This window comes from Oceanisphaera submarina (assembly GCF_046521305.1).
GTDB lineage: Bacteria > Pseudomonadota > Gammaproteobacteria > Enterobacterales > Aeromonadaceae > Oceanimonas > Oceanimonas submarina.
On the sequence record NZ_JBKGFN010000008.1, the window covers coordinates 139,817 to 160,351 of the forward strand.

The following is a 20,535-nucleotide window of genomic DNA, read 5'->3' on the forward strand; positions in this document are numbered from 1 at the left end:
CCATTGAGGAACATCATCATTTATGTCCATCCAACATCAGCTTGAGCGTGCCGAGCAGTTATGCCAGCAGCGCGGCGTGCGTTTTACCCCCACACGCCGCCATGTGTTTACCCTGATGGCCGGGCACAAAGGCGCGGTCAGCGCCTATGATCTGCTGGACCGGCTCAAGGAGCTGGAACCAAACGCCAAGCCGCCGACCGTGTATCGGGCGCTGGATTTTTTGCTGACTCAGGGGTTTGTACACAAGGTGGAGTCGCTCAACGCCTTTCTGTTCTGTGATCACTTTGCCGAGCATCACCCCATGCAGTTGCTGATCTGCACCCAGTGCGGCCAGGTGATCGAGCTGCACGACGAGGCCATCAATAATGCATTCGAGCAACAGGCACAGCTACACGGCTTCGCCATCACCAGCCAGTCTATCGAGGCCCACGGCCACTGCCGCCAATGTCAGGCGGAAAAACCTGCAAACTGCTGATATAGTTAATTTACTCCATCTCGACAAGGATGCACGATGGGCACACTGATCAAAGGACTGTTACTGCTGCTGGTCGCCTTCTTGCTGGCGAGCAAGGTCAACCTGAACACCTCGCTCTACCGCTACGAAGACAATCAGATCGAAATTACCTTTCCGGTCTGGCAGACCGATACTCCCTGGTATTACATGAAATGGAATCCGGCCAGGGAGGAGTTTATTCATCACCGCGGCGCCAAGGCCCCAAGTAGAACTGGTAACAAAACCGAATAGATACAAAAAAGGCCGGGCCCCGGAGTGGTATCACTCCCGGGCCCGGCCTTGCTACGTCTGGCGTCGGTCAGTCGATGTATTCGAGTCGGGGTCGCGCCGTCATGCGGGTAACCAGCTCATAGGCAATGGTGCCCACATGACGGGCGACTTCTTCCGCCGCCAGACCTTCACCCCACAGCAGCACCTCGTCACCAACCCGATCGGTAGCCTCAGGGCCCAGATCGACGGTGGCCATGTCCATCGATACCCGACCCGCCAGGGTTACCCGACGACCGTTGATCAGCACCGGAGTGCCGGGAGGCGCCATACGTGGATAGCCGTCGCCGTAACCGACGGCAATGACGCCGATGCGGGTATCACGCGGGCTCACCCAGGAGCCGGCATAACCCACCGGCTCGCCGGCCTTGTGTTCGCGTACTGCAATCAGGCTGGTGGTAAAATTCATCGCCGGACGAAGGCCGAAGTCGGTGCCCTGCCGGTCGCCAAACGGAGTGATGCCATACAACATGATACCGGGGCGGATATAGTCGGCATGGGCATCGGGAAAAGCGATAACACCGGCGGAGTTACACAGGGCCCTGTGCTTGACCTTGCCGGTGGTCACCTGCTTGAAGCGGGCAATCTGCGCCTCGGTCACCGCCTGCTGTTCGGGCTCGTCGGCCCGGGCGAAGTGGGTCATGGCATTGACCGGTTTTACCACCTGGGCGATGGCGGCCAGGCGGGAAAAAATCTCGTCGGCCTGCTCCGGGGCAAAACCGACCCTGTGCATACCCGAGTCTATTTTCACCCATACCGTTACCGGCGCGGCCAGCGGGGTCTGTTCCAGCTCGTCGAGCTGGGCAAAGTCGTGAATACAGAGATGGAAGTCGTTAAGCGCGGAGAACTCGAGCTGGTCTCGGTTGAAAAATCCTTCCAGCAGCAGAATCGGCTGCTGAATACCGCCGGCACGCAATTTTTGTGCTTCTTCAAAGCGGGCAACCGCAAACATGTCGGCGTCGTCTTTGAGGGCCGCCGCCACCGTCAGATCGCCGTGGCCATACGCATTGGCTTTCACTACGGCCATCGCCATGGCCGTGGGGGCCAGTTGCCTGGCTACTTGCAGGTTATGTCGAACTGCTTCCAGACTGATGCGGGCCACCGCCCCGTGTGCATCCATCTCTACTCCTTAATAGTCATCATCGAAATCCGGCCCGGCATAGTTATCGAAGCGGGAAAACTGCCCCTGAAACGTCAGCCGAACCCTGCCTATGGGTCCGTTCCGTTGCTTGCCGATGATGATTTCGGCGATGCCTTTCTCCGGGCTGTCATCGTGATAGACCTCGTCCCGGTAGATAAACATGATCAAGTCGGCATCCTGCTCTATGGAGCCTGACTCCCGCAGATCCGAGTTAACCGGCCGCTTGTCGGCCCGCTGTTCCAGGCTTCGGTTAAGCTGGGACAGCGCAATCACCGGCACCTTCAGCTCTTTGGCCAGCGACTTGAGCGAACGGGAGATCTCGGCAATTTCCAGCGTCCGGTTATCGGACAAGCTGGGCACCGTCATCAATTGCAGATAGTCGATCATGATCATGCTGATACCCCCGTGTTCTCGTGCCACGCGCCGGGCGCGGGAACGAACTTCGGTCGGCGTCAGGCCGGAAGAATCATCGATATAGAGCTGACCTTTTTCCAGCAGCATGCCCATGGTCGAGGACAATCGGGCCCAGTCTTCATCATCCAGCTGCCCGGTCCGTATACGGGTTTGATCGATACGTCCCAGGGAAGCAAGCATCCGCATAATAATCTGCTCAGATGGCATTTCCAAGGAGAATATGAGCACTGGTTTATCACTTGTCAGTGCGGCATGCTCACAAAGGTTCATTGCAAAAGTCGTTTTACCCATAGAAGGTCGAGCTGCCACTATAATCAGGTCCGAAGACTGGAAGCCCGCAGTTTTTTTATCCAAATCCGAGTATCCGGAAGACACACCGGTAATGCCCTGATGAGGATTTTTATACAGCTCTTCGATCCGATCTATGGTCTTCTCGAGCAACACCCGCAGCGGTTGCGGCCCCTCATTGGCGTTAGTTCGGCTTTCGGCAATCTTGAACACCTTGGTTTCGGCCAGATCCAGCAGCGCGGTGGAATTACGCCCCTGAGGGTCGAAACCGGCCTCGGCTATCTCGTTGGCCACCGAGATCATTTCCCGCACCACGGCCCGCTCGCGCACTATGTCGGCATAGGCGCCGATATTGGCCGCGCTGGGCGTATTCTTGGCAATTTCCACCAGATAAGAGAAACCACCCACCGTGTCCAGCGACTCGTGCCGTTCCAGCTCTTCCTGCACCGTGATCAGATCGATGGGGCTGCTGAGCTGACTCAGTCGCTGCATGGCCTGAAAAATAAGACGATGCGGCCGACTGTAGAAGTCCGGCTCCGAGACCTTTTCCGCCACCCGATCCCAGGCATTGTTATCCAGCAGCAGTCCACCCAATACGGACTGTTCCGCCTCAAAGGAATGAGGTGGCATCTTCAGCTGGGCCACGGCCTGATCGGCTTTGGTGACGGTTTTTTCGCTCATCGGTTCTCTCTCTGGTTTAGCAAACGACTATTATCAGGATTTTCCACCGGCTCCGAAAGGTCCATTCTTATCCCGGCCCTATACAATGTTGATGCCATGCCGATGAAATGTCGATGTTGCGTCTCTGCCCCGCTACTCGATAACACCGAAATGACCGGCGCTATCTCCGTTGTTACGGTGCGCCCGGGTCGGGCGGACTGCGGCTTTCTTAATCACCAGTTGACATAACATGTCGCTGCTTTAGGATGTTGCCTGTCTGTCACTCAAGGAAACTACAATGCGTAAACTTCTTGCCCTGTTTACCCTGATTTTCGCCGTTGGCATCACTGCCACCGCCTTTGATGCCGAGGCCCGTAAAATGGGTGGCGGCAGCCGCTCTGTCGGCAAGTCCTACAAAACCGCTCCCAGCCAGCCGGCAGCACAGCAACAAACCGCCGGTAAAGCCAATGCGGGGCAAACCCAGCAACCGAAAAAATCGGGCCTGATGGGTGGCCTGCTCGGCGGTCTGCTGGCCGGTGGTATGCTGGCCTGGCTGATGGGCTCCGGCGCCTTCGAAGGTTTCCAGATCATGGACTTCCTGATGATAGCGGGCCTGGCCTTTGCCGGCTTCATGGTGTTCAAAGCCCTGCGCAAGAACAAGGCGCCGGCCCCCAGAGCGGCCTACAACGGCCCCCAGCAGTTTGAAGCACCCAAGCCGTTTAATGCGCCCGGTCAGTCCGCTGCCGGTGGCAACGCCGCTTCCGGCTTTGCTGCCAGCGATGTGCCCTTCGACCTGCCCCAGGGCTTCGACATGCAGGCGTTTCTGCAAGGCTCTCGCGAGCACTATCGCACCCTGCAGCAAGCCTGGAACCAGAACGATCTGGAGAAGATCCGCGAATACGTCACCCCCGAGCTATTTGCCGAACTGAGCCAGGAACGCGCCAAGCTGAGCGGCGATCAGCACACCGAGGTGATGTTTGTGGATGCCGAGCTGGTACGCGCCGACCACACCTCTTATCAGGCCCAGGTCAGCATCCAGTTCAGCGGTCGCTACCGCGACAGCAGCGAAGGCGTCGAACAGGACATCCGCGAGGTATGGCACCTGGAGCGCGATCTGACCAAGGACAATGCGCCCTGGTTGATCGTCGGTCTGGAAGACAATGCGTAAGCGTTTCTGCCATGAAATGACAAAGGCGCCCACGGGCGCCTTTTCAGTTTCTGCCTGGTGAGTAAAGCCCATTGCTTGATGCTGCGGAGTCATCTGCTGATATTGTCTGCCGGCAATTCGGTGTTCAAGAAGAGGCCCCTGTTGCTCTGAGTTCTCCAGATAAAACCGAGATCAGAAACCTTATCTGATAGGCATTACAAAAACGAGGTGCCGTAATCCATCGGGCTGGTGCCGAAATACCGGGCCAGGCTCTGGCCGATGTCGGCGAAGGTGTCTCGCCTGCCGAGCGTTCCCGGGCTGAGCCCTCCTCCGAGGCAGATCACTGGAACATACTCGCGGGTATGTTCGGTGCCGTGCCAGGTGGGGTCACAGCCGTGATCCGCCGTCATGATCAGCAAATCCTCCGGCTGTAGTCGCGCCAGCAGCTCGGGCAAACGGCGGTCGAAGGCTTCCAGCTCGGCGGCATAGCCGGAGACATCGCGGCGATGACCAAAACTCGAGTCGAAGTCGACGAAGTTGGTCATGATCAGGCTCCGGTCCCCGGCCCCTTCCAGCGCGTCCAGGGTGGCATCGAATAACGCATCCAGGCCGGTGGCCTTGACCTTGCGGGTGATACCGCAGTGGGCGTAGATGTCGGCTATCTTGCCGATGGAGACCACCTCGCCGCGTTTTTCCTCCACCAGCTTCTGCAGCACCGTCGGTGCCGGCGGCGCTATGCTGTAATCCCGCCGGTTGCCGGTACGGGAGAAGTCGACGGTGCTGTTACCGGTGAAGGGGCGAGCGATGACCCGGCCTATGTTGTAGGGCATCAACAACTCGCGGGCAATCTCGCATACCCGATAGAGCCGCTCCAGGCCGAAATGCTCTTCGTGAGCGGCAATCTGAAACACGGAGTCGGCCGAGGTGTAGCAGATGGGCTTGCCGCTCCTGGTGTGTTCCTCGCCCAATTGTTCGAGGATGGTGGTACCCGAGGCATGGCAGTTGCCCAGAATGCCCGGCAACCGTGCCTGCTCGATCAGCGCCTCAGTCAGAGACACAGGAAAACTGCTGTCGGTATCGAGGAAGTAGCCCCAGTCGAACAGCACCGGCACCCCGGCCATTTCCCAGTGGCCGGACGGGGTATCCTTGCCGGATGACAACTCTTGCGCGTAGCCGTAGCTACCGACAACCTCGGCCGGTAAAGTCACGCCCTCGGCCACCCGGCCGGTGCTGTCCGCATGGGCGTGAAAAAGGCCCAGCCGAGCCAGATTGGGCAGGCTTAGCGGTCCCTGCCTGCCCTGATTGGCCTTTCCACCGGCACAGGCGTCGGCGATATGGCCCAGGGTGTCGGCGCCTTCGTCACCGAACGCGGCGGCGTCGGCGGACGCGCCTATGCCGAAGGAATCGAGTACCAGCACTATTGCACGTTTCATGGAGCCTCCCTGTAAGCTGTTGTTATCGAGACCGGCTCAATAGCCGGTTGCTTGCGTGTTTACATCGCCGACGCCCAGGGTCCGCAGCAGGTTATTCAGCAAGCCGGAGGCGCCAAAGCGAAAGTGCCGGGGGCTGATCCAGTCGGGCCCCATGATATGGGCGGCCAGCCGTAAATAGTCTTGCGCCTCTTCGGTGGTACGCACACCACCGGCGGCCTTGAAGCCAACATCCTTGCCTGAATCACGGATGGTTTCCAGCATCACTTCGGCGGCCGCCAGGGTCGCATTGATCGCCACCTTGCCGGTGGAGGTCTTGATAAAGTCGGCGCCCCCTTCGATGGCAAGCCTGGTGGCTTGCCGGATCAAACCAGAAACGTTCAGCTCCCCGCTTTCGATAATCACCTTGAGTGTGGTCCTGCCGCAGGCGAGCTTGCAGGCCCGTACCAGCGCCAGCCCCGCCTGCTCGTTACCCGCCAGCAGGGCGCGCCAGGGAAACACCAGATCCAGCTCGTCGGCACCGGCGGCCACCGCAACACGGGTTTCCCGCAAGGCACCTACGATATCGTCATCACCCAGAGGAAAGTTGATGACGGTGGCAATCTTTATCTGATCCTCTACGCCCAGTTCATTCAGGGTCTGGCGTACAACACCGATAAAGCGCGGATAGATACAGAGGGCGGCGGGGGTGCCGAAGGGGGTCACCGCCTGCCGGCACAGGGCGACCACCTTTTCATCGCTGTCGTCATCGTTGAGGCTGGTCAGGTCCATCAGGCTCAGGGCCTGACGGGCGGCAGCCTGTAGTGCTGTGTCTGTCATCTTTTCTCCAGCCGGCATTCAAACACGGTGTATGCACAGTTTAAGCATTACATTCCCGCTAGCGACAGAAAAAAACCGGCGATGGTGGCAGACATCAGGTTGGACAGGGTACCGGCCAGCACCGCCCTGAGGCCGAAACGGGCGATATCGTGTCGGCGACTCGGGGCCATGCCACCCAGCCCTCCCAGCAGAATGGCGACTGAAGCCAGGTTGGCAAAGCCGCACAGGGCGAAAGAAATAATGGCCTTGGTGTGTTCGGTCATCATCTGGCCTGTGCCTTCCACCAGCAGTTCGTTGCCGAGGTAGGGGGCGAAGTTGATATAGGCGACGAATTCGTTAAGAACCAGTTTCTGGCCGATAAAAGAGCCGGCAATAATCGCTTCTTCCCAGGGGACGCCGAGCAGAAAGGCCAGCGGCGCGAACAACCAGCCCAGTAGCAGCTCCAGGCTCAGGCTCTCCATACCCACCCAACTGCCGATACCGCCCAGCATGCCGTTGAACAGGGCGATGAGTCCGATGAAGGCGAGCAGCATGGCCCCCACGTTCATCGCCAGCCGCAGTCCGGAGCTGGCACCGGTGGCGGCGGCATCGATGATATTGGCGGTGGCCGACAGGGATTCGGTGCGCGAGGTGCCGAGCAGCCGCTGCAAGGCTCCGCCCAGAAGGCGGATCACCCACTGCATGACGCCAAGGTAGTAGAGCACCGCGATCAGCGAAGAAAAGAAGATAATGACCGGCAGCACCCGCAACGCGAAGATAAAGCCCAGGCCGCTGGTGAAGGCAGCCTCCCCCACCAGACCACCGAACAGGAAGCCCATGCCGTCGTTGGCGTAGGAAATCACCTGACTCACTCCGGCCGACAGAGACTGCAGCATCTCTTTGCCTATCGGCACGTACAACACCAGGGCACCCAGCCCGGCCTGAAGGGCGAAGGCACCGCCCACGGTTCGCAGCCGAATGGCCGCCCTGTTGTTCGAAAACAGGATGGCGATAAGCACCAGCGTCACCATCCCGACCAGACTCATGAACAGGGTCATATCTCTATCCTTTCCGTGGCAGCCAATACAGGAGCCTTGGGCCGACCGCCACTGTCATCCAGATCAGCTTATACGAGTTCGTTGCTCACAGAATAGGTAACCGGAGAGAATAATCGAGAAAAAAGCCAATAAAATTAGAATGTTCTGCACTACAACGGCTTGCAGGACAGGTTCAGTCCCAGCCAAACAGCCGGGATACGTTGTGTTCGAGTTGCGCAGCCAGGGTGATGGGATCCTGTCCTCGCAATTCGGCCAGGGTGATCAAGACCTGCGGCAGTTGCGTCGGATGATTGGGCTGGCCCTGAAAGCCACACAAGGGCATGTCCGGAGCATCAGTTTCCAGCACCAGAGCCTCCACCGGCATGGCCGCGATAGTCTGGCGGGTTTTATTGGCTCTTGGATAGGTGATGGTGCCGCCGACGCCGAGATGAATACCCAGCTTCCAGAACGCCTCGGCCTGCTGCAAGGATCCGGAAAATCCGTGTAGCACGCCCCCCACCGGCGGGGTGCGACGCAGCCACTTCAACAGTTGATCGTGGGTTTTGTGACTATGCAATATCACCGGCAGCGATCTCTCCCGGGCCAGCCGGAGCTGGGCATTCAGTGCCGCCCCCTGCCCGGCCGGCGTCAGGTCGATATGGCCATCCAGCCCCATTTCGCCCAGAGCCACACAACGCTCGTCGGCCCGGTCGAGCGCCAGCTCCAGTTTTTGCAGCCAGCCGGCAGAGGCATCGGCAACCCACCAGGGATGCAGCCCCAGCGCATAGTAGGTGCCGGGCAGCGAGGCACACAGCCTCGGTAATGCCGGCCACTGGGCCTCCTCTACCCCCGGTATCACCAGCCGGCGTACACCAACGGCCTGTGCCCGATGCCAGTGAGCGGGTCTGTCGTCATCGAAGGCGGCAAAGTCGAAATGGCAATGGCTGTCGGTGAGATGCATGGGGCGAGTCCTTGGATATTTCGTCTCAGTTTAAGCGCAATCCGATGAAATATCAGAGAGATCAGCCACCAACAGCATCAAATATAGTGGCGTCCCGTGGGGTTGAATCTATTCGACCGCATCATTGCATGATGGCATGACAGGCTGGTGGCTGTTGTAGCGTGCGGACATAAAAAAGCCCCGGCACAAAGGCCGGGGCTTTTATCGGTGCAGAATAATCAGTGCTCGCGGGTCTTGCTGAACTGAATATCCGGGTAGCGCTCCTGGGTCAGGTTCAGGTTGACCATGGTGGGCGCTATGTAACTCAGGTTGTCACCGCCGTCCAGCGCCAGGTTGTTCGACATTTTACGCTGGAATTCGTCCAGCTTCCTGGCGTCATCGCAGTAGACCCAGCGGGCGGTAGAAACGTTGACCGCCTCATAGATGGCGTCCACGTTGTATTCGGACTTCAATCGCGCCACCACCACGTCAAACTGCAGCACGCCCACGGCGCCAACGATCAGATCGTTGTTGTCGAGCGGGCGGAATAGCTGCACGGCACCTTCTTCCGACAGCTGAACCAGCCCCTTGAGCAACTGCTTCTGTTTGAGCGGATCCCGCAGCCGGATGCGGCGGAACAGCTCGGGGGCGAAGTTGGGGATACCGGAAAACTTGATGTCTTCCCCCTGGGTAAAGGTGTCGCCAATCTGAATGGTGCCGTGATTGTGCAGGCCGATGATATCGCCGGCGAAGGCTTCTTCTGCCCGCTCCCGATCGCCGGCCATGAAGGTCACCGCATCGGAAATATTGACCGTCTTGCCCAGACGCACGTGCTTCATCTTCATGCCCTGGTTGTATTTGCCGGACACGATCCGCATGAAGGCAATTCGGTCACGATGGCGGGGATCCATGTTGGCCTGGATTTTGAACACGAAGCCGGTGAACTTGTCTTCACTGGCTTCCACTTCGCGCTCCTGAGTGGGCCGCGGCATCGGCGCCGGCGCCCAGGTACTGAGGCCGTCCAGCACATGGTCCACCCCGAAGTTGCCCAGGGCAGTACCAAAGTATACCGGCGTCAGCTCACCGCTGAGAAACAGGTCCTGGTCGAATTCGGTGGCGGCACCCAGCACCAGCTCCAGCTCTTCGCGCAAGTCGGCGATCTCGTTTGCATCCATCACCTCATCCAGCGCCGGATTGTCCAGCCCCTTGATGATCTTCACATCCTGAATGGTGTGGCCCTGACCCGGCTGGTAGAGGATCACTTCGTCACGATGCAGGTGATACACCCCCTTGAACCACTTGCCGCTGCCAATGGGCCAGGTGATGGGCGCGCACATCATGTTCAGTTCGGTTTCGACTTCGTCGAGCAACTCCATGGGATCGCGAATGTCCCGATCCAGCTTGTTGACGAAGGTAACGATGGGGGTGTCGCGCAGCCGGGTTACTTCCATCAGCTTGCGGGTTCTGTCTTCTACGCCCTTACCACCGTCGATCACCATCAGACAGGAATCCACCGCCGTCAGGGTGCGGTAGGTATCTTCCGAGAAGTCTTCGTGCCCAGGAGTATCGAGCAGGTTGATCAGGCAACCGTTGTAAGGAAACTGCATCACCGAAGTGGTGACCGAGATGCCCCGCTCCTTTTCCATTTCCATCCAGTCGGACTTGGCATGCTGATTGGAACCCCGGCCCTTGACGGTACCCGCGGTCTGAATCGCATGTCCGTGCAACAGTACCTTTTCGGTGATCGTGGTCTTACCCGCATCCGGGTGCGAGATAATGGCGAAAGTGCGGCGCTTGGCGACTTCCTGCTGGAATTGCGGTGATGACATGGTCGGCTTTCTTCTACTTTGATGAAGGAGCAAAGGGCAGGGGTCGGCGCTTCACTCGGGGAACGACAGATAAAACGGCGGCCATTGTCCCCGATCTGCGCCGGATCCTCAATCGACAGTTGCCCTCTTCCCCCCTGAAAAGACGATTTTTCCACCGCTCTTCATCCTGCGGCGGCTTGCCGTTATCATGCGCTTTTTCATCCATGAAGCCCGTCTCTCATGTCTCGATCTTACTGCCACGCCTGCCAGCTTCCCCAAAGTGCCTGCCTGTGCGCGCACGTTGCTCCCCAGTGCTGCCCCTTTCCGGTGCTGATACTGCAGCATCCACTGGAGGCCAGGCATGCCAAGAGTACGGTACCGCTGCTTCGGCTGGCTCTACCCGACATTCGGCTGGAAATAACCGAACACCTGGATCCCCTGCCCCAACCGGCCAGGGGACGCTGGTGGCTGCTGTATCCGGACACACAGGCGCTGGACGTGGATGTCGGGGAAACTACACTGCCGACGGCCGACATCGGCGGTCTGGTGGTACTGGACGGCACCTGGCGCAAGACCCGCCGGTTACTGCACCTCAACCCCTGGCTACGAGAGCTACCGACGCTGAGCTTTAGCCGAGCGCCCGCCAGCGATTATTCCATCCGCAAAGGGCCCGGCGGTCAGGCACTGTCGACGCTGGAGAGTCTGGCCCATGTACTGAACCGCCTGGATCCCGGTTTTGCACCGGCGCCGCTGCATCGGTTGCTCAAGGTCAGGGTCGCTCAGTTCCAGGCACATCGAGCCTCTCGAAAAGACGATAGCTAACGTATCAACGATACCTCCGTGTTGCTCGGCAATGCCGACACAATTTGATGCAACCAGCTATCACCCCCAATACATTTTTTTCAGAATTTAACTGCTCATTTGATCACAATATCCGCTATTATTATGCCGCTCGGCTTCAGGTGGATATTTTTTGACCTGAAAACGATGTCTGAATGCTTCCATCGAAGGTAATCACCAAGGCTTTGATATATATAGCTTTTACATTTGATGAAAACGAGAAATCAGGATTTGCAATAGTATTAATATGATTTCACTGTTAAATAGCATTGACATTCATCACGTAATTGAAAAAAATCTACGTACAAATTGTCAACATATCAATTTTAAAACCGTATACAATTTGAACACAAGAAGGCAGCGCATGTGGTCTCAGCACCCGGCTCAACGCAAGCTGGGCATCTGTTTCGATGCGCTAGGGTCCCAACTAAAAAATATGAAACAGAGAAGGTAAGACCATGGAAGCGTATCTGCTGGATTTTGGTAACTTATTAATAAGATGGCTGCATGTCATCGCTGCCATCGCATGGCTGGGTGAGTCGATTTACTTCGTTATGCTGGATAACGGCCTCAAGCCACCCAAGGGCGAAGGGTGCAAGAAAAAAGGTGTATTTGGCGAGATGTGGGCCGTACACGGTGGTGGTTTCTACCACAACCAAAAATACGCAAGCAGCCCGGAAGACCTGCCAGAAGATCTGCATTGGTCATTCTGGAAGGCCTACACCACCTGGTTGTCCGGCTTTGGTCTGTTCACCCTGTTATACCTGACCAAACCCAGCTTCTATCTGGTCAACCGTAACAGCCCGTGGGAATGGGCCGCCAACATGACCGGCACCCAGGCCAACATTGCCGCCCTGGCCTTCCTGCTGCTGGGCTGGGTTATCTATAACGAGCTGTGTAAGCGCATCAGCCCCAACATGACCCGCGATGGTATCCTGAGTGTTGCCGTTGCCGTGATGATGGTCGTGGTTGCTTATTTAAGCACGCACATCTTCTCTGGCCGTGCCGCCTTCTTGCTGACCGGCGCCGTGATGGCTACCGCCATGTCTGCCAACGTGTTCTTCTGGATCATTCCAGGCCAGCGCCGCATGGTTAATGCCATGAAAGCCGGTGAAAAACCAAATCCAATCGATGGTTTGCGTGGTAAGCAACGCTCGGTACACAACACCTACTTCACCCTGCCAGTAGTATTGTTGATGCTGAGTAACCACTACGCCTTCACCTTTACCCATTCGCTGTCTTGGGTGATCATGGTGCTGTTTATCTTTGCCGGTGCTCTGATCCGTCAGTACTTTGTATTGATGCACGGCGGCAAGATCCGCCCAGGCTACCCGATTGCCGGTGTGGCACTGATTCTGGTTGCCGTCTGGATTGGCGCTCCTTCTGCCAAGAAAGCGGTACAGGCACCTGCTCAAACTCAAAGCAGTGCTGTTGCGACCGATAGCACCGACGGCACCGCCGTTGAAGCTGCAGGTACCGTTGAAGCTGCTGAGCCAGCAGCTTCCGGTGAAGTGACGCTGGCGCAAGTAGAAACCATCATGAACAGCCGCTGCGTAGAGTGTCATGCACAAGCTCCGACTAGTGAAATGTTTGCTGCTGCACCGCTGGGTATAGTGCTGGATTCACAACAGGAAATATTGCTGCAAGCCGATCACATTAAACAAGTGGTTGCCAGCAAGTACATGCCGCTGGGTAACATGACCCAGATGACCGACGAAGAGCGCGACATGATCGCCGCCTGGAACGGTCAGTAAACAAAACAACGTAGCCATCCGCTAACGTCAAAAGGCCCGCATCATGCGGGCCTTTTTTATGGTTCCTGTATTTCTCTGTCGACCACTTCTTTCGGTAGCGATTGTTCGATCATTCCGCCGAAATCCGGCCCCGCCAGCCATTCATCCTCACTCCCGGCTTTGACGCTCCCACCAGGCACCAACCAATATTGCAAAGCAAAACAAACAGCTCGCGTGATGAATTAAAATCTTTATATTCAGTAATAACTTAAGATCACTTAATAATAATACAACAATGCACCGCACAAAAAAGAGCTAGAATCGATGTCGTGGTCCGCTACAGTGCTGAACGGGACCATCTCACTCATTTAAGGATACCCGAGCATGAAGACGCCAAACCATGATATGAATGAAAAAATCTGCGTTGTCACCGGTGCCGCCAGAGGCCTGGGCAGGGCCATCAGCGAAACCCTGGCCCTGGCCGGTGCCACCCGGGTTTATGCCTGCGACATCAACATGGCCCCCGCAGAAGACTGGATCGGTAACTACAGCAATATTACCGCCATCCCCCTGGATGTCTGCGACCACCATGCATTGAGCGCCCTGAGTGGCCGCATCATGACCGAGCAGGGCCGGCTCGACGTACTGGTGAACAACGCCGGCATTACCCGCGACGCCTTGCTCGAAAAAATGACCGAATCCGACTGGGATCGGGTGCTGGACGTCAATCTCAAGGGAATCTTCATGATGACCCGAGCCATGCTGCCCTTGATGAAGCTGCAGGACAGAGGCAGTATCGTCAGCATCTCGTCGGTGGTGGGTACCGACGGCAACATAGGCCAGAGCAACTACGCGGCGAGCAAGGGCGGCATCATCAGCATGACCAAAGGCTGGGCAAAGGAATTCGTCTACGGTGGCGCCCAGATCCGTGCCAACTGCATCGCTCCCGGCTTTATCAATACCGAAATGACCCAGGCGGTGCCGGAGAAGGTACTGTCCAAGATGTGTGCCCGCATTCCGCTGGCGGCGCTGGGCGAGCCGCAGGATATAGCCGAAGGAGTCTTGTTTCTGGCCAGTGACCGGTCCCGCTATATTACCGGCCAGGTTCTGAAGATAGATGGCGGCCTGGTGCTGTAATTCTTGCCCCGGTAAGGCTCTGCTCACCGCTCCGGAGGCAACACAGGCACCTCCCTCGACACGCTACGAGTACATCCATGTTAGCTCGGACACATGGGTATGTGTGAGCGGGTCGGTGGAGCGGGTCCTTTGTCCGGGATTGATGTACAAACAAAACCAGCGACCGGAGGCCGCCGCGTTGGGGGACAGCGAGACGAGCACATATCATCTCGCTGTTTAATCTGTTTACAGTGATTCGCCGGGAAAACCCTCGCGCCCCTGAGCTTCGCTTTTCTCCATCAGTCGCTGACCTTTCTTGATCATGCACTGCCCATCCTTGATGTTACTTTTACCTTCTTCGACCCGGCGATCATCCTTGGCCAGCAACGCCATCACGCCGAGCACACCCGGGTTCAATAGGCTCTGTATCCATTACCACCTGTATGTTACTGATGTTCTGAGCGAAGCCCTTCCGTCTGGCTCTCATAGTCCAACCACTTCTGTGCATCGCCTGCACACTCAAAACACAGAAAAATGGCAATGTCCTTCACAGCATTTCGGCCCGGCTGCTCAGATGCAGGCGACGACGCAGGCGTCGGGCCAGAGAGTCCACCAACATATTAAGCCCGGCGCACACCAGCAGCAGCAGCATGGCCCGATCGAAGCGAAACTCGCTGAACGCCGAGTCGATGAAAAAGCCGAGGGTGGGAATACCAAGCATGCCCAGAATCGCCGTTTCCCGGATCAGATTTTCGAATCGATACAGGCTGTAAGCCATAAAAGCCCGGTACAGTCGGGGCAACACCTCGAAGCAATACAAGTTCAGCCCCTTGGGCGCGTCTTCACGCAAGCTCAGGGTATTGAGATGATGGCCGAGCAGGTGCGCGATGATGGCGCCGTTGTGCAGGCTGAGAGCAGCAATGGCGGGCAGCATGCCGGGTCCGAGCAGCAGCATGCCGATAAAGGCCAGCAGATATTCCGGTAAGGAGCGCATCAGCACCAGCCAACCGTGACTGCCGGTGCGGGTCAGGCCATTGCCGAAACGCCGTGAAATCAATGGAAACCACAGCAGCGCCAGCAGCGCCGTCACCACCAGCGCAAGTAAGGCCAGCACCAGGGTATTGAACAGACCGGGGCCGATTTGCTGTACCCAGAGTCCCTGTAACCAGGGCCAGAGACCGGCCCAGTTGCCGCTGTGCAAGGGTGCTGGGACTATGTCTTCGGTGAAGAAGCGCCCCATCAATGCCCAGTTCAGGCTGGCCAGAGGCGGTAACCACCACAGGGCCGCCAGCAGATACAGCGGCACCAGCCGGGCCCTGAGCCACCACTTGAGGGTGGCGATAATCAGCACCAGGGCATAGAAAAAGCTCGCCGCCTCATCGTAGTAGCCCTGACGCAGCAAGGACTCCAGGTGATAACCCAGGGTCGGCAGGCCGATAAAGCCGAGTACCGCCGAGCTGCGAATGCCGCATTCCAGCCGATAACCGGTATAGGTGGCCATCTGCCGCCAGCATAACGGCAGTTGCAGATACCAGAGGCGGGACAGCCAGCCCAATCCGGGCTGCAGCGCCTGCTCCGGGGCCGGATCTGCCTCTTCGAACAGCTCACCAAAAATCTTGGCGAAGGTGCCCGCATAGGGCAGCGCTATGGCCAGCACTCCGGCCAGGGCCGACAGCCCCAGCAACTGAATGAACAACAGCGCCCAAAACAGTTCATGCACCGCACGCATCCCCGCCGCCAGCCGGCGAATTCCGCCACGGCGATAACCGGCCGCCAGCAAGAGTCCCAGCACAGCACCCAGCGCCACTCCCTGCAAGGCAAAGGCCAGGGTGTTAGCCACGGCCGACACCAGAGTAGTCAGCTCCGGCGGTGTCGGTGTGAGCAGGCCGCCCCCCAGCCGTGTGAGCTCGGTCCAGGGCTCCACGGCGGTGACGGACAGATCGGCCCAGGGCAGACACAACAAGGCCAGCACCACAAACAGCAGACTGCCGTGCACCATGGCGCGAGCCGGCTCAGGCTGAGCCTTCAGCATGTCCTGGCCATCAACGCCGCTGGTACAGGGTGTGCAGCTGCGCCGACGTCAGTGTCTGACTGTCTGCATCCAGCACCACCCTCCCCTCGCGCAGCCCCACCACACGCGTACAGTGAGTAAGTGCCTGCTCCACGTTATGCAGCGCCAGCACCACGGTATCGTGTTGACCGCAGATCAGCCGCAGCAACTCGTCGGCCTGGCGTTCGTCCAGCGCCGACACCGGTTCGTCCCCGATGAAGATGGGCTTTTGCTGATACAGGGCCCGACCCAGACTGACCCGGCTTTGCTGACCGCCCGACAGCCGTTCGGCGGCAGTCCAGAGCTGATGCTGCAAGCCCAGCTTTACCGCCAGCTCGGTAATTTTCGCCTTTGGCCCCGCCAGTGGCCGCACCAGATTGGCCAGGTTGTACCAGAACGGATGCCGATTCAGCTGTCCCATGTAGATGTTGTGAAAAGCCGACAGCATGGGCACCAGCCCGGGCTGTTGCGGGCACCAGGCCACCTCGGTCGGACGCAGCTCGCGCAACCGGCGCAGCAGGGTGCTCTTGCCGGTGCCGGACTCCCCCAGCAGGGCCACTTTTTCACCCCGACGCAACTCGAACGACAGCTCGCGCAACACCGGACTGCCCGCATAGCCGAGGGACGCTTGCCGAAACCGGAACAGACAACTGTCGGCGCTCATTTACTGGGCGGGATCCATGATGCCGATGGCCACGGCGGTGTCACGAATGGGAGCGTAATCGTCGTTGGTGGCTTTTACGAAGCCGGAACGGGGAAAGGCCGCCAACAGGGCAGGGTCGGCCATCTCCAGCAGCGCCTGCTGTACTTTCTCTTTGAAGCCGTCACCGAAGCGAGCATTCACATCGCCGCGAATACTCCACTGGTAATCCGGGTAGCTTGGCGTGGACCAGATCACGCTGACCTTGCTGTCGTCGATGTTGCCCTTGGCTTTTTCCGCATCCCACACCGCGTAGTTCACCGCGCCCACTTCGAAGGCACCGGACTGTACCAGGCTGATGGTGCGGTTGTGGTCACCGGAAAAACCGACCCGGGAAAACAGCTGCTCCGGCGCCTGGCCGAAGTGCTGACGCAGAAAGAACTCGGGCATCAGGCGGCCAGAGGTCGACCCCTTGTCGCCGAAGGTAAAGCGCTTGCCGGCCAGGGCGGCAGGTAAATGCTCACTCTCGATCAGACCCGTGCTGCTGTGGGCGATGATGTAGCTGACGAAGGTGGTGTCTTCCTTGCCCTGGGCGATGGCCTCGCTGCCGGGTACCAGCTCGCGTGCCTGCACGCCGGTCAGGCCGCCAAACCAGGCCAACTGCACCTGATCGTTACGAAAGGCGCTGACCGCCGCCGGGTAGCTTTTTACCGGTATGTACTGCACTTCCACGCCCAGCTTGTCGGTCAGGTAATCGGCAATTTTGCCGAAGCGCTCGGTCAGGTGGCGCTCGTCCTGATCGGGAATGGCGGTAAACACGAAGGGCACGGCCTGAGCCGGCATCACGGCGCTCAGGCACAGAGTCGCCAGGCCAAGCAGCCGGGCACGAAAAGCAACAGAAAGAGTCATGGTTCACGGATCCAAAAATACGGGACTCGCATTATAACCGATGACGGGCCCGGATCAGAGCCAGCCGTTCATCAAACTCATATACACCAGGGTTCCCGCCAGAATGCTGAGCAACGCCTGCCGCCGCCACAGTTGCAGCACCGCCACCACCATCACCGCCACTATCTGGGCCTGGCCATCGGCCGGGGTGCTCCAGTGGTGCACGCCCATGGCATAGAGGGTCAGCAACACCATCATGGCCACCGGCAAGCGCCGCCCCAGAGTCTGAATGCGGCGGTGATGGGCAAGAAATCCCCGCGCCACGAAGGGAAAGGCGCGCAACCCGAAGGTGACTGCCGCCATGATCAGCACCGCCAGCAGGTAGTCCAGTTCAGTCATGAGCCAGCTCCGGTTGCGATGGCGGCCAGGCCAGCAACACCAGTACCAGCATCATGGATGCCGCCAGCAGGAAGTACTCACTTATCCAGATACCGGCAACGGCCGCGGCCACCAGTCCCAGGGCCATCGCTCCCCAGTCTCTACGCACGCGGATCTGCTCCACCGCCAGCACGGTAAAAAGTGCGGTCAGGGCAAAGTCCAGTCCCTGCAGCCCCGGGGGCAGTCCTCGCGCCAGCACCATGCCGGCCAGGGTTCCGAGTACCCAGTACCCCTGGTTGAACAGCACCACCAGCAGTGCGGTTTTACTGTCGTTCACCTGACCGGGTGCACTGAGCAGGGAGTAGGTTTCATCGGTAATACCGAAGATGAAATACGGGCGGCCAAGCACACCCTTTGGCAACAGGTGATAGAGCGACAGGCCATAAAACAGATGGCGAAAATTGACCAGCAACGAGGCCACCGCCAGATCGATCCAGCCAATCCCCGCCGCCAGCATGCCCACCGCCAGATACTGCAGGGCGCCCGCATAGACGATAATGCTCATCAGGGGCGCCCAATACCAGCTGAGCCCCGCATCGATCCACAGCACGCCAAACACGGCGCCCAGTGGCAAATAGCCCATCATCACCGGCAGGGTCAGCGGCAATATGCCGCGCCAGCTTGTCATCACCTTAAGCTCCCACATCCATAAGACATTAGAAAATAAGGGATTAGCCCGCGAGTGGCAAGGCGCTAAGGCCTAATAATACCCACCCCGGTAATGATTTGGTCATACTGAGGCCTCAGACCAGAGGCAGCGCAGCCGCCCCCCCCTCGACACGCCATGGCGGTCGAATGTCATCTGATGAGCGCCACAGGGAGGCGCTTGAGTGAGTCGGAGAAGCAGGCCCTTTGTCCGGGATTGATATCACAGTCGAAAAGATCGATTGTTTAATGTAATAGGCAGAGCACGAGTCTATCGATAGTGGCTTTTGGTACTGGGAGTGTCATAAAACAAAAAGGGAGCCGAAGCTCCCTTTGTTTATCATTGCTACTCAGCCAAGAGTTACAGCGCCTTGAGGATATTGTCCACGCTGTCTTTGGCGTCACCAAACAGCATGACGCTGTTTTCGCGGAAGAACAGCGGGTTCTGCACCCCGGCATAGCCGGTGTTCATGGAGCGCTTGAACACCACCACCTGCTGGGCTTTCCACACTTCCAGCACCGGCATGCCGGCGATGGGGCTGGCCGGATCTTCTGCCGCAGACGGGTTGACCGTGTCGTTGGCGCCGATCACCAATACCGTATCGGTATCATTGAAATCGTCGTTGATCTCGTCCATTTCCAGCACTATGTCGTAAGGCACCTTGGCTTCCGCCAACAGCACGTTCATATGCCCGGGCAGACGACCCGCCACCGGGTGAATGCCAAAGCGTACCGTCACACCGGCCGCGCGCAGCTTGGATACCAGCTCCGCCACCGGATACTGGGCCTGAGCCACCGCCATGCCGTAGCCGGGGGTGATGATGACAGAGCTGGAATTCTTCAGCATCTCGGCCACATCTTCGGCGTTCATTTCGGTGTACTCACCTTCCTCTTCCTCACCACCGCTGCTCACGGCGCCGTCGGAGCCGAAGCCACCGGCGATAACGGATACGAAGGAGCGGTTCATCGCCTTGCACATGATGTAGGACAGAATGGCACCGCTGGAACCCACCAGGGCACCGATAACGATCAACAGATCGTTGGAGAGCATGAAGCCCGCCGCCGCCGCCGCCCAGCCCGAGTAGGAGTTCAGCATGGAGATCACCACCGGCATGTCGGCACCGCCGATGCTGGCCACCAGATGCCAGCCAAAGGCCAGGGCAATCAGGGTCATCACCAGTAGCGCGAAGGTAGAGCCTTCCACCTGTACAAACCAGATCAGCAGCAGGGCAGACACCACCACCGCCAGCAGGTTCAGCTTGTGGCGGTGTGGCAGCATCAGCGGCTTGGACGATACCAGGCCACGCAGCTTGCAGAAGGCGACGATGGAGCCGGTGAAGGTGACGGCACCGATGAAAACGCCGAGAAAGACTTCGGTGTTGTGAATGTTGAGCATGGCACCGGACATTTCGCCGTGGCTGATGTAGGTGTTGATACCCACAAATACCGCCGCCAGACCGACAAAACTGTGCAGGATGGCAATAAGTTCCGGCATTTCGGTCATTTCGACCCTTAACGCCAGACGAATACCGATGGCGGCACCGATACCCATGGCCACGATGATCCAGCCCAGGCCGGTGACCTCGGGGTTGAAGACGGTGGCCAGCAGGGCAATCGCCATGCCCGCAACACCGTACCAGTTACCGGCCTTGGCCGACTCCTGTTTGGACAGGCCGGCCAGGCTCAAAATAAAGAGCACGGCGGCAACAATATAAGACGCAGTTACAAGTCCTTGTGACAT

Annotated in this window: 20 protein-coding genes; 6 read left to right on the forward strand and 14 right to left on the reverse strand. The window is 58.4% G+C overall.

What is annotated here, in order from left to right; translation table 11 throughout:
• Positions 1 to 22: 22 nt before the first annotated feature.
• Complete coding sequence (zur, locus tag ACLEIV_RS09825) at positions 23 to 475, forward strand: zinc uptake transcriptional repressor Zur (RefSeq protein ID WP_410456471.1); 453 nt, start codon at positions 23 to 25, stop codon at positions 473 to 475.
• A 36-nt stretch (positions 476 to 511) separates the two neighbouring features.
• A complete protein-coding gene (locus tag ACLEIV_RS09830) occupies positions 512 to 745 on the forward strand; it encodes a hypothetical protein (RefSeq protein ID WP_410456472.1) in 234 nt (77 codons plus the stop codon).
• 67 nt (positions 746 to 812) lie between these two features.
• Here the strand turns inward: ACLEIV_RS09830 and alr are convergent, their stop codons facing one another.
• Both alr and dnaB read right to left on the reverse strand, forming a co-directional pair.
• Positions 813 to 1,901 (reverse strand): alanine racemase, encoded by a 1,089-nt coding sequence (gene alr, locus ACLEIV_RS09835; RefSeq protein ID WP_410456473.1) that lies wholly within the window; start codon positions 1,899 to 1,901, stop codon positions 813 to 815.
• A gap of 9 nt (positions 1,902 to 1,910) precedes the next feature.
• Positions 1,911 to 3,305, reverse strand: coding sequence for a replicative DNA helicase (gene dnaB, locus ACLEIV_RS09840; RefSeq protein WP_410456474.1), 1,395 nt, complete (start codon positions 3,303 to 3,305; stop codon positions 1,911 to 1,913).
• Positions 3,306 to 3,582: 277 nt separating this feature from the next.
• On the opposite strand from dnaB, the gene ACLEIV_RS09845 reads away from it, so the two are divergent.
• Complete coding sequence (locus tag ACLEIV_RS09845) at positions 3,583 to 4,452, forward strand: Tim44 domain-containing protein (protein ID WP_410456475.1); 870 nt, start codon at positions 3,583 to 3,585, stop codon at positions 4,450 to 4,452.
• Between the two features lie 194 nt (positions 4,453 to 4,646).
• Here the strand turns inward: ACLEIV_RS09845 and ACLEIV_RS09850 are convergent, their stop codons facing one another.
• From ACLEIV_RS09850 to prfC, 5 genes are all read right to left on the reverse strand, one after another.
• Positions 4,647 to 5,864 (reverse strand): phosphopentomutase, encoded by a 1,218-nt coding sequence (locus tag ACLEIV_RS09850; protein WP_410456476.1) that lies wholly within the window; start codon positions 5,862 to 5,864, stop codon positions 4,647 to 4,649.
• Between the two features lie 36 nt (positions 5,865 to 5,900).
• Entirely contained in the window at positions 5,901 to 6,680 is a 780-nt protein-coding gene (deoC, locus tag ACLEIV_RS09855) for a deoxyribose-phosphate aldolase (protein WP_410456477.1), read from the reverse strand.
• Between the two features lie 47 nt (positions 6,681 to 6,727).
• The gene (locus ACLEIV_RS09860; RefSeq protein ID WP_410456478.1) at positions 6,728 to 7,717 is read right to left on the reverse strand and encodes a NupC/NupG family nucleoside CNT transporter; all 990 of its coding nucleotides are present in this window, start codon (positions 7,715 to 7,717) and stop codon (positions 6,728 to 6,730) included.
• A 172-nt stretch (positions 7,718 to 7,889) separates the two neighbouring features.
• Positions 7,890 to 8,657 carry a TatD family hydrolase gene (locus tag ACLEIV_RS09865; protein ID WP_410456479.1) on the reverse strand — a complete coding sequence of 256 codons (768 nt, stop codon included), beginning with the start codon at positions 8,655 to 8,657 and terminating at the stop codon, positions 7,890 to 7,892.
• Between the two features lie 218 nt (positions 8,658 to 8,875).
• Entirely contained in the window at positions 8,876 to 10,465 is a 1,590-nt protein-coding gene (gene prfC, locus ACLEIV_RS09870; RefSeq protein ID WP_410456480.1) for a peptide chain release factor 3, read from the reverse strand.
• Between the two features lie 219 nt (positions 10,466 to 10,684).
• Between prfC and ACLEIV_RS09875 the strand changes: the two genes are divergently transcribed.
• The 3 genes from ACLEIV_RS09875 (at position 10,685) to fabG (ending at position 14,154) form a co-directional block, all read left to right on the forward strand.
• Positions 10,685 to 11,266, forward strand: a complete 582-nt coding sequence (locus tag ACLEIV_RS09875) for a tRNA-uridine aminocarboxypropyltransferase (RefSeq protein WP_410456481.1) — start codon at positions 10,685 to 10,687, stop codon at positions 11,264 to 11,266.
• A 476-nt stretch (positions 11,267 to 11,742) separates the two neighbouring features.
• Positions 11,743 to 13,038, forward strand: coding sequence for a urate hydroxylase PuuD (locus ACLEIV_RS09880; RefSeq protein WP_410456482.1), 1,296 nt, complete (start codon positions 11,743 to 11,745; stop codon positions 13,036 to 13,038).
• A 363-nt stretch (positions 13,039 to 13,401) separates the two neighbouring features.
• The gene (fabG, locus tag ACLEIV_RS09885; RefSeq protein ID WP_410456483.1) at positions 13,402 to 14,154 is read left to right on the forward strand and encodes a 3-oxoacyl-ACP reductase FabG; all 753 of its coding nucleotides are present in this window, start codon (positions 13,402 to 13,404) and stop codon (positions 14,152 to 14,154) included.
• 225 nt (positions 14,155 to 14,379) lie between these two features.
• Here the strand turns inward: fabG and ACLEIV_RS09890 are convergent, their stop codons facing one another.
• The 7 genes from ACLEIV_RS09890 to pntB all read right to left on the reverse strand — a co-directional run bounded on the left by ACLEIV_RS09890 (position 14,380) and on the right by pntB (position 20,535).
• On the reverse strand, positions 14,380 to 14,550 hold the full coding sequence (locus tag ACLEIV_RS09890) for a hypothetical protein (protein ID WP_410456484.1): 171 nt from the start codon (positions 14,548 to 14,550) through the stop codon (positions 14,380 to 14,382).
• Positions 14,551 to 14,680: 130 nt separating this feature from the next.
• The gene (locus ACLEIV_RS09895; RefSeq protein ID WP_410456485.1) at positions 14,681 to 16,165 is read right to left on the reverse strand and encodes a PhnE/PtxC family ABC transporter permease; all 1,485 of its coding nucleotides are present in this window, start codon (positions 16,163 to 16,165) and stop codon (positions 14,681 to 14,683) included.
• Between the two features lie 10 nt (positions 16,166 to 16,175).
• Positions 16,176 to 16,847, reverse strand: coding sequence for an ATP-binding cassette domain-containing protein (locus ACLEIV_RS09900; protein WP_410456486.1), 672 nt, complete (start codon positions 16,845 to 16,847; stop codon positions 16,176 to 16,178).
• Positions 16,848 to 17,732, reverse strand: coding sequence for a putative selenate ABC transporter substrate-binding protein (locus ACLEIV_RS09905; RefSeq protein WP_410456487.1), 885 nt, complete (start codon positions 17,730 to 17,732; stop codon positions 16,848 to 16,850).
• Positions 17,733 to 17,786: 54 nt separating this feature from the next.
• Positions 17,787 to 18,110, reverse strand: coding sequence for a branched-chain amino acid transporter permease (locus ACLEIV_RS09910; protein WP_410456488.1), 324 nt, complete (start codon positions 18,108 to 18,110; stop codon positions 17,787 to 17,789).
• A complete protein-coding gene (locus ACLEIV_RS09915; RefSeq protein WP_410456489.1) occupies positions 18,103 to 18,777 on the reverse strand; it encodes an AzlC family ABC transporter permease in 675 nt (224 codons plus the stop codon). Before ACLEIV_RS09915 ends, ACLEIV_RS09910 begins: the two co-directional genes overlap by 8 nt.
• Before the next feature lie 378 nt (positions 18,778 to 19,155).
• Positions 19,156 to 20,535: a Re/Si-specific NAD(P)(+) transhydrogenase subunit beta gene (gene pntB / locus ACLEIV_RS09920; protein WP_410456490.1), complete on the reverse strand. Its 1,380-nt coding sequence runs from the start codon at positions 20,533 to 20,535 to the stop codon at positions 19,156 to 19,158.

What these genes read in the sequence shown, in the direction of transcription:
- ACLEIV_RS09915 (WP_410456489.1), bottom strand. Translation starts at nt 18,777, where the DNA reads ATGACAAGCTGGCGCGGCATATTGCCGCTGACCCTGCCGGTGATGATG.
- ACLEIV_RS09845 (WP_410456475.1), top strand. Translation starts at nt 3,583, where the DNA reads ATGCGTAAACTTCTTGCCCTGTTTACCCTGATTTTCGCCGTTGGCATC.
- ACLEIV_RS09830 (WP_410456472.1), top strand. Translation starts at nt 512, where the DNA reads ATGGGCACACTGATCAAAGGACTGTTACTGCTGCTGGTCGCCTTCTTG.
- ACLEIV_RS09860 (WP_410456478.1), bottom strand. Translation starts at nt 7,717, where the DNA reads ATGACCCTGTTCATGAGTCTGGTCGGGATGGTGACGCTGGTGCTTATC.
- pntB (WP_410456490.1), bottom strand. Translation starts at nt 20,535, where the DNA reads ATGTCACAAGGACTTGTAACTGCGTCTTATATTGTTGCCGCCGTGCTC.
- ACLEIV_RS09905 (WP_410456487.1), bottom strand. Translation starts at nt 17,732, where the DNA reads ATGACTCTTTCTGTTGCTTTTCGTGCCCGGCTGCTTGGCCTGGCGACT.
- dnaB (WP_410456474.1), bottom strand. Translation starts at nt 3,305, where the DNA reads ATGAGCGAAAAAACCGTCACCAAAGCCGATCAGGCCGTGGCCCAGCTG.
- prfC (WP_410456480.1), bottom strand. Translation starts at nt 10,465, where the DNA reads ATGTCATCACCGCAATTCCAGCAGGAAGTCGCCAAGCGCCGCACTTTC.
- alr (WP_410456473.1), bottom strand. Translation starts at nt 1,901, where the DNA reads ATGGATGCACACGGGGCGGTGGCCCGCATCAGTCTGGAAGCAGTTCGA.
- ACLEIV_RS09865 (WP_410456479.1), bottom strand. Translation starts at nt 8,657, where the DNA reads ATGCATCTCACCGACAGCCATTGCCATTTCGACTTTGCCGCCTTCGAT.
- ACLEIV_RS09880 (WP_410456482.1), top strand. Translation starts at nt 11,743, where the DNA reads ATGGAAGCGTATCTGCTGGATTTTGGTAACTTATTAATAAGATGGCTG.
- ACLEIV_RS09875 (WP_410456481.1), top strand. Translation starts at nt 10,685, where the DNA reads ATGTCTCGATCTTACTGCCACGCCTGCCAGCTTCCCCAAAGTGCCTGC.
- ACLEIV_RS09895 (WP_410456485.1), bottom strand. Translation starts at nt 16,165, where the DNA reads ATGCTGAAGGCTCAGCCTGAGCCGGCTCGCGCCATGGTGCACGGCAGT.
- ACLEIV_RS09850 (WP_410456476.1), bottom strand. Translation starts at nt 5,864, where the DNA reads ATGAAACGTGCAATAGTGCTGGTACTCGATTCCTTCGGCATAGGCGCG.
- fabG (WP_410456483.1), top strand. Translation starts at nt 13,402, where the DNA reads ATGAAGACGCCAAACCATGATATGAATGAAAAAATCTGCGTTGTCACC.
- ACLEIV_RS09910 (WP_410456488.1), bottom strand. Translation starts at nt 18,110, where the DNA reads ATGACTGAACTGGACTACCTGCTGGCGGTGCTGATCATGGCGGCAGTC.
- ACLEIV_RS09900 (WP_410456486.1), bottom strand. Translation starts at nt 16,847, where the DNA reads ATGAGCGCCGACAGTTGTCTGTTCCGGTTTCGGCAAGCGTCCCTCGGC.
- zur (WP_410456471.1), top strand. Translation starts at nt 23, where the DNA reads ATGTCCATCCAACATCAGCTTGAGCGTGCCGAGCAGTTATGCCAGCAG.
- deoC (WP_410456477.1), bottom strand. Translation starts at nt 6,680, where the DNA reads ATGACAGACACAGCACTACAGGCTGCCGCCCGTCAGGCCCTGAGCCTG.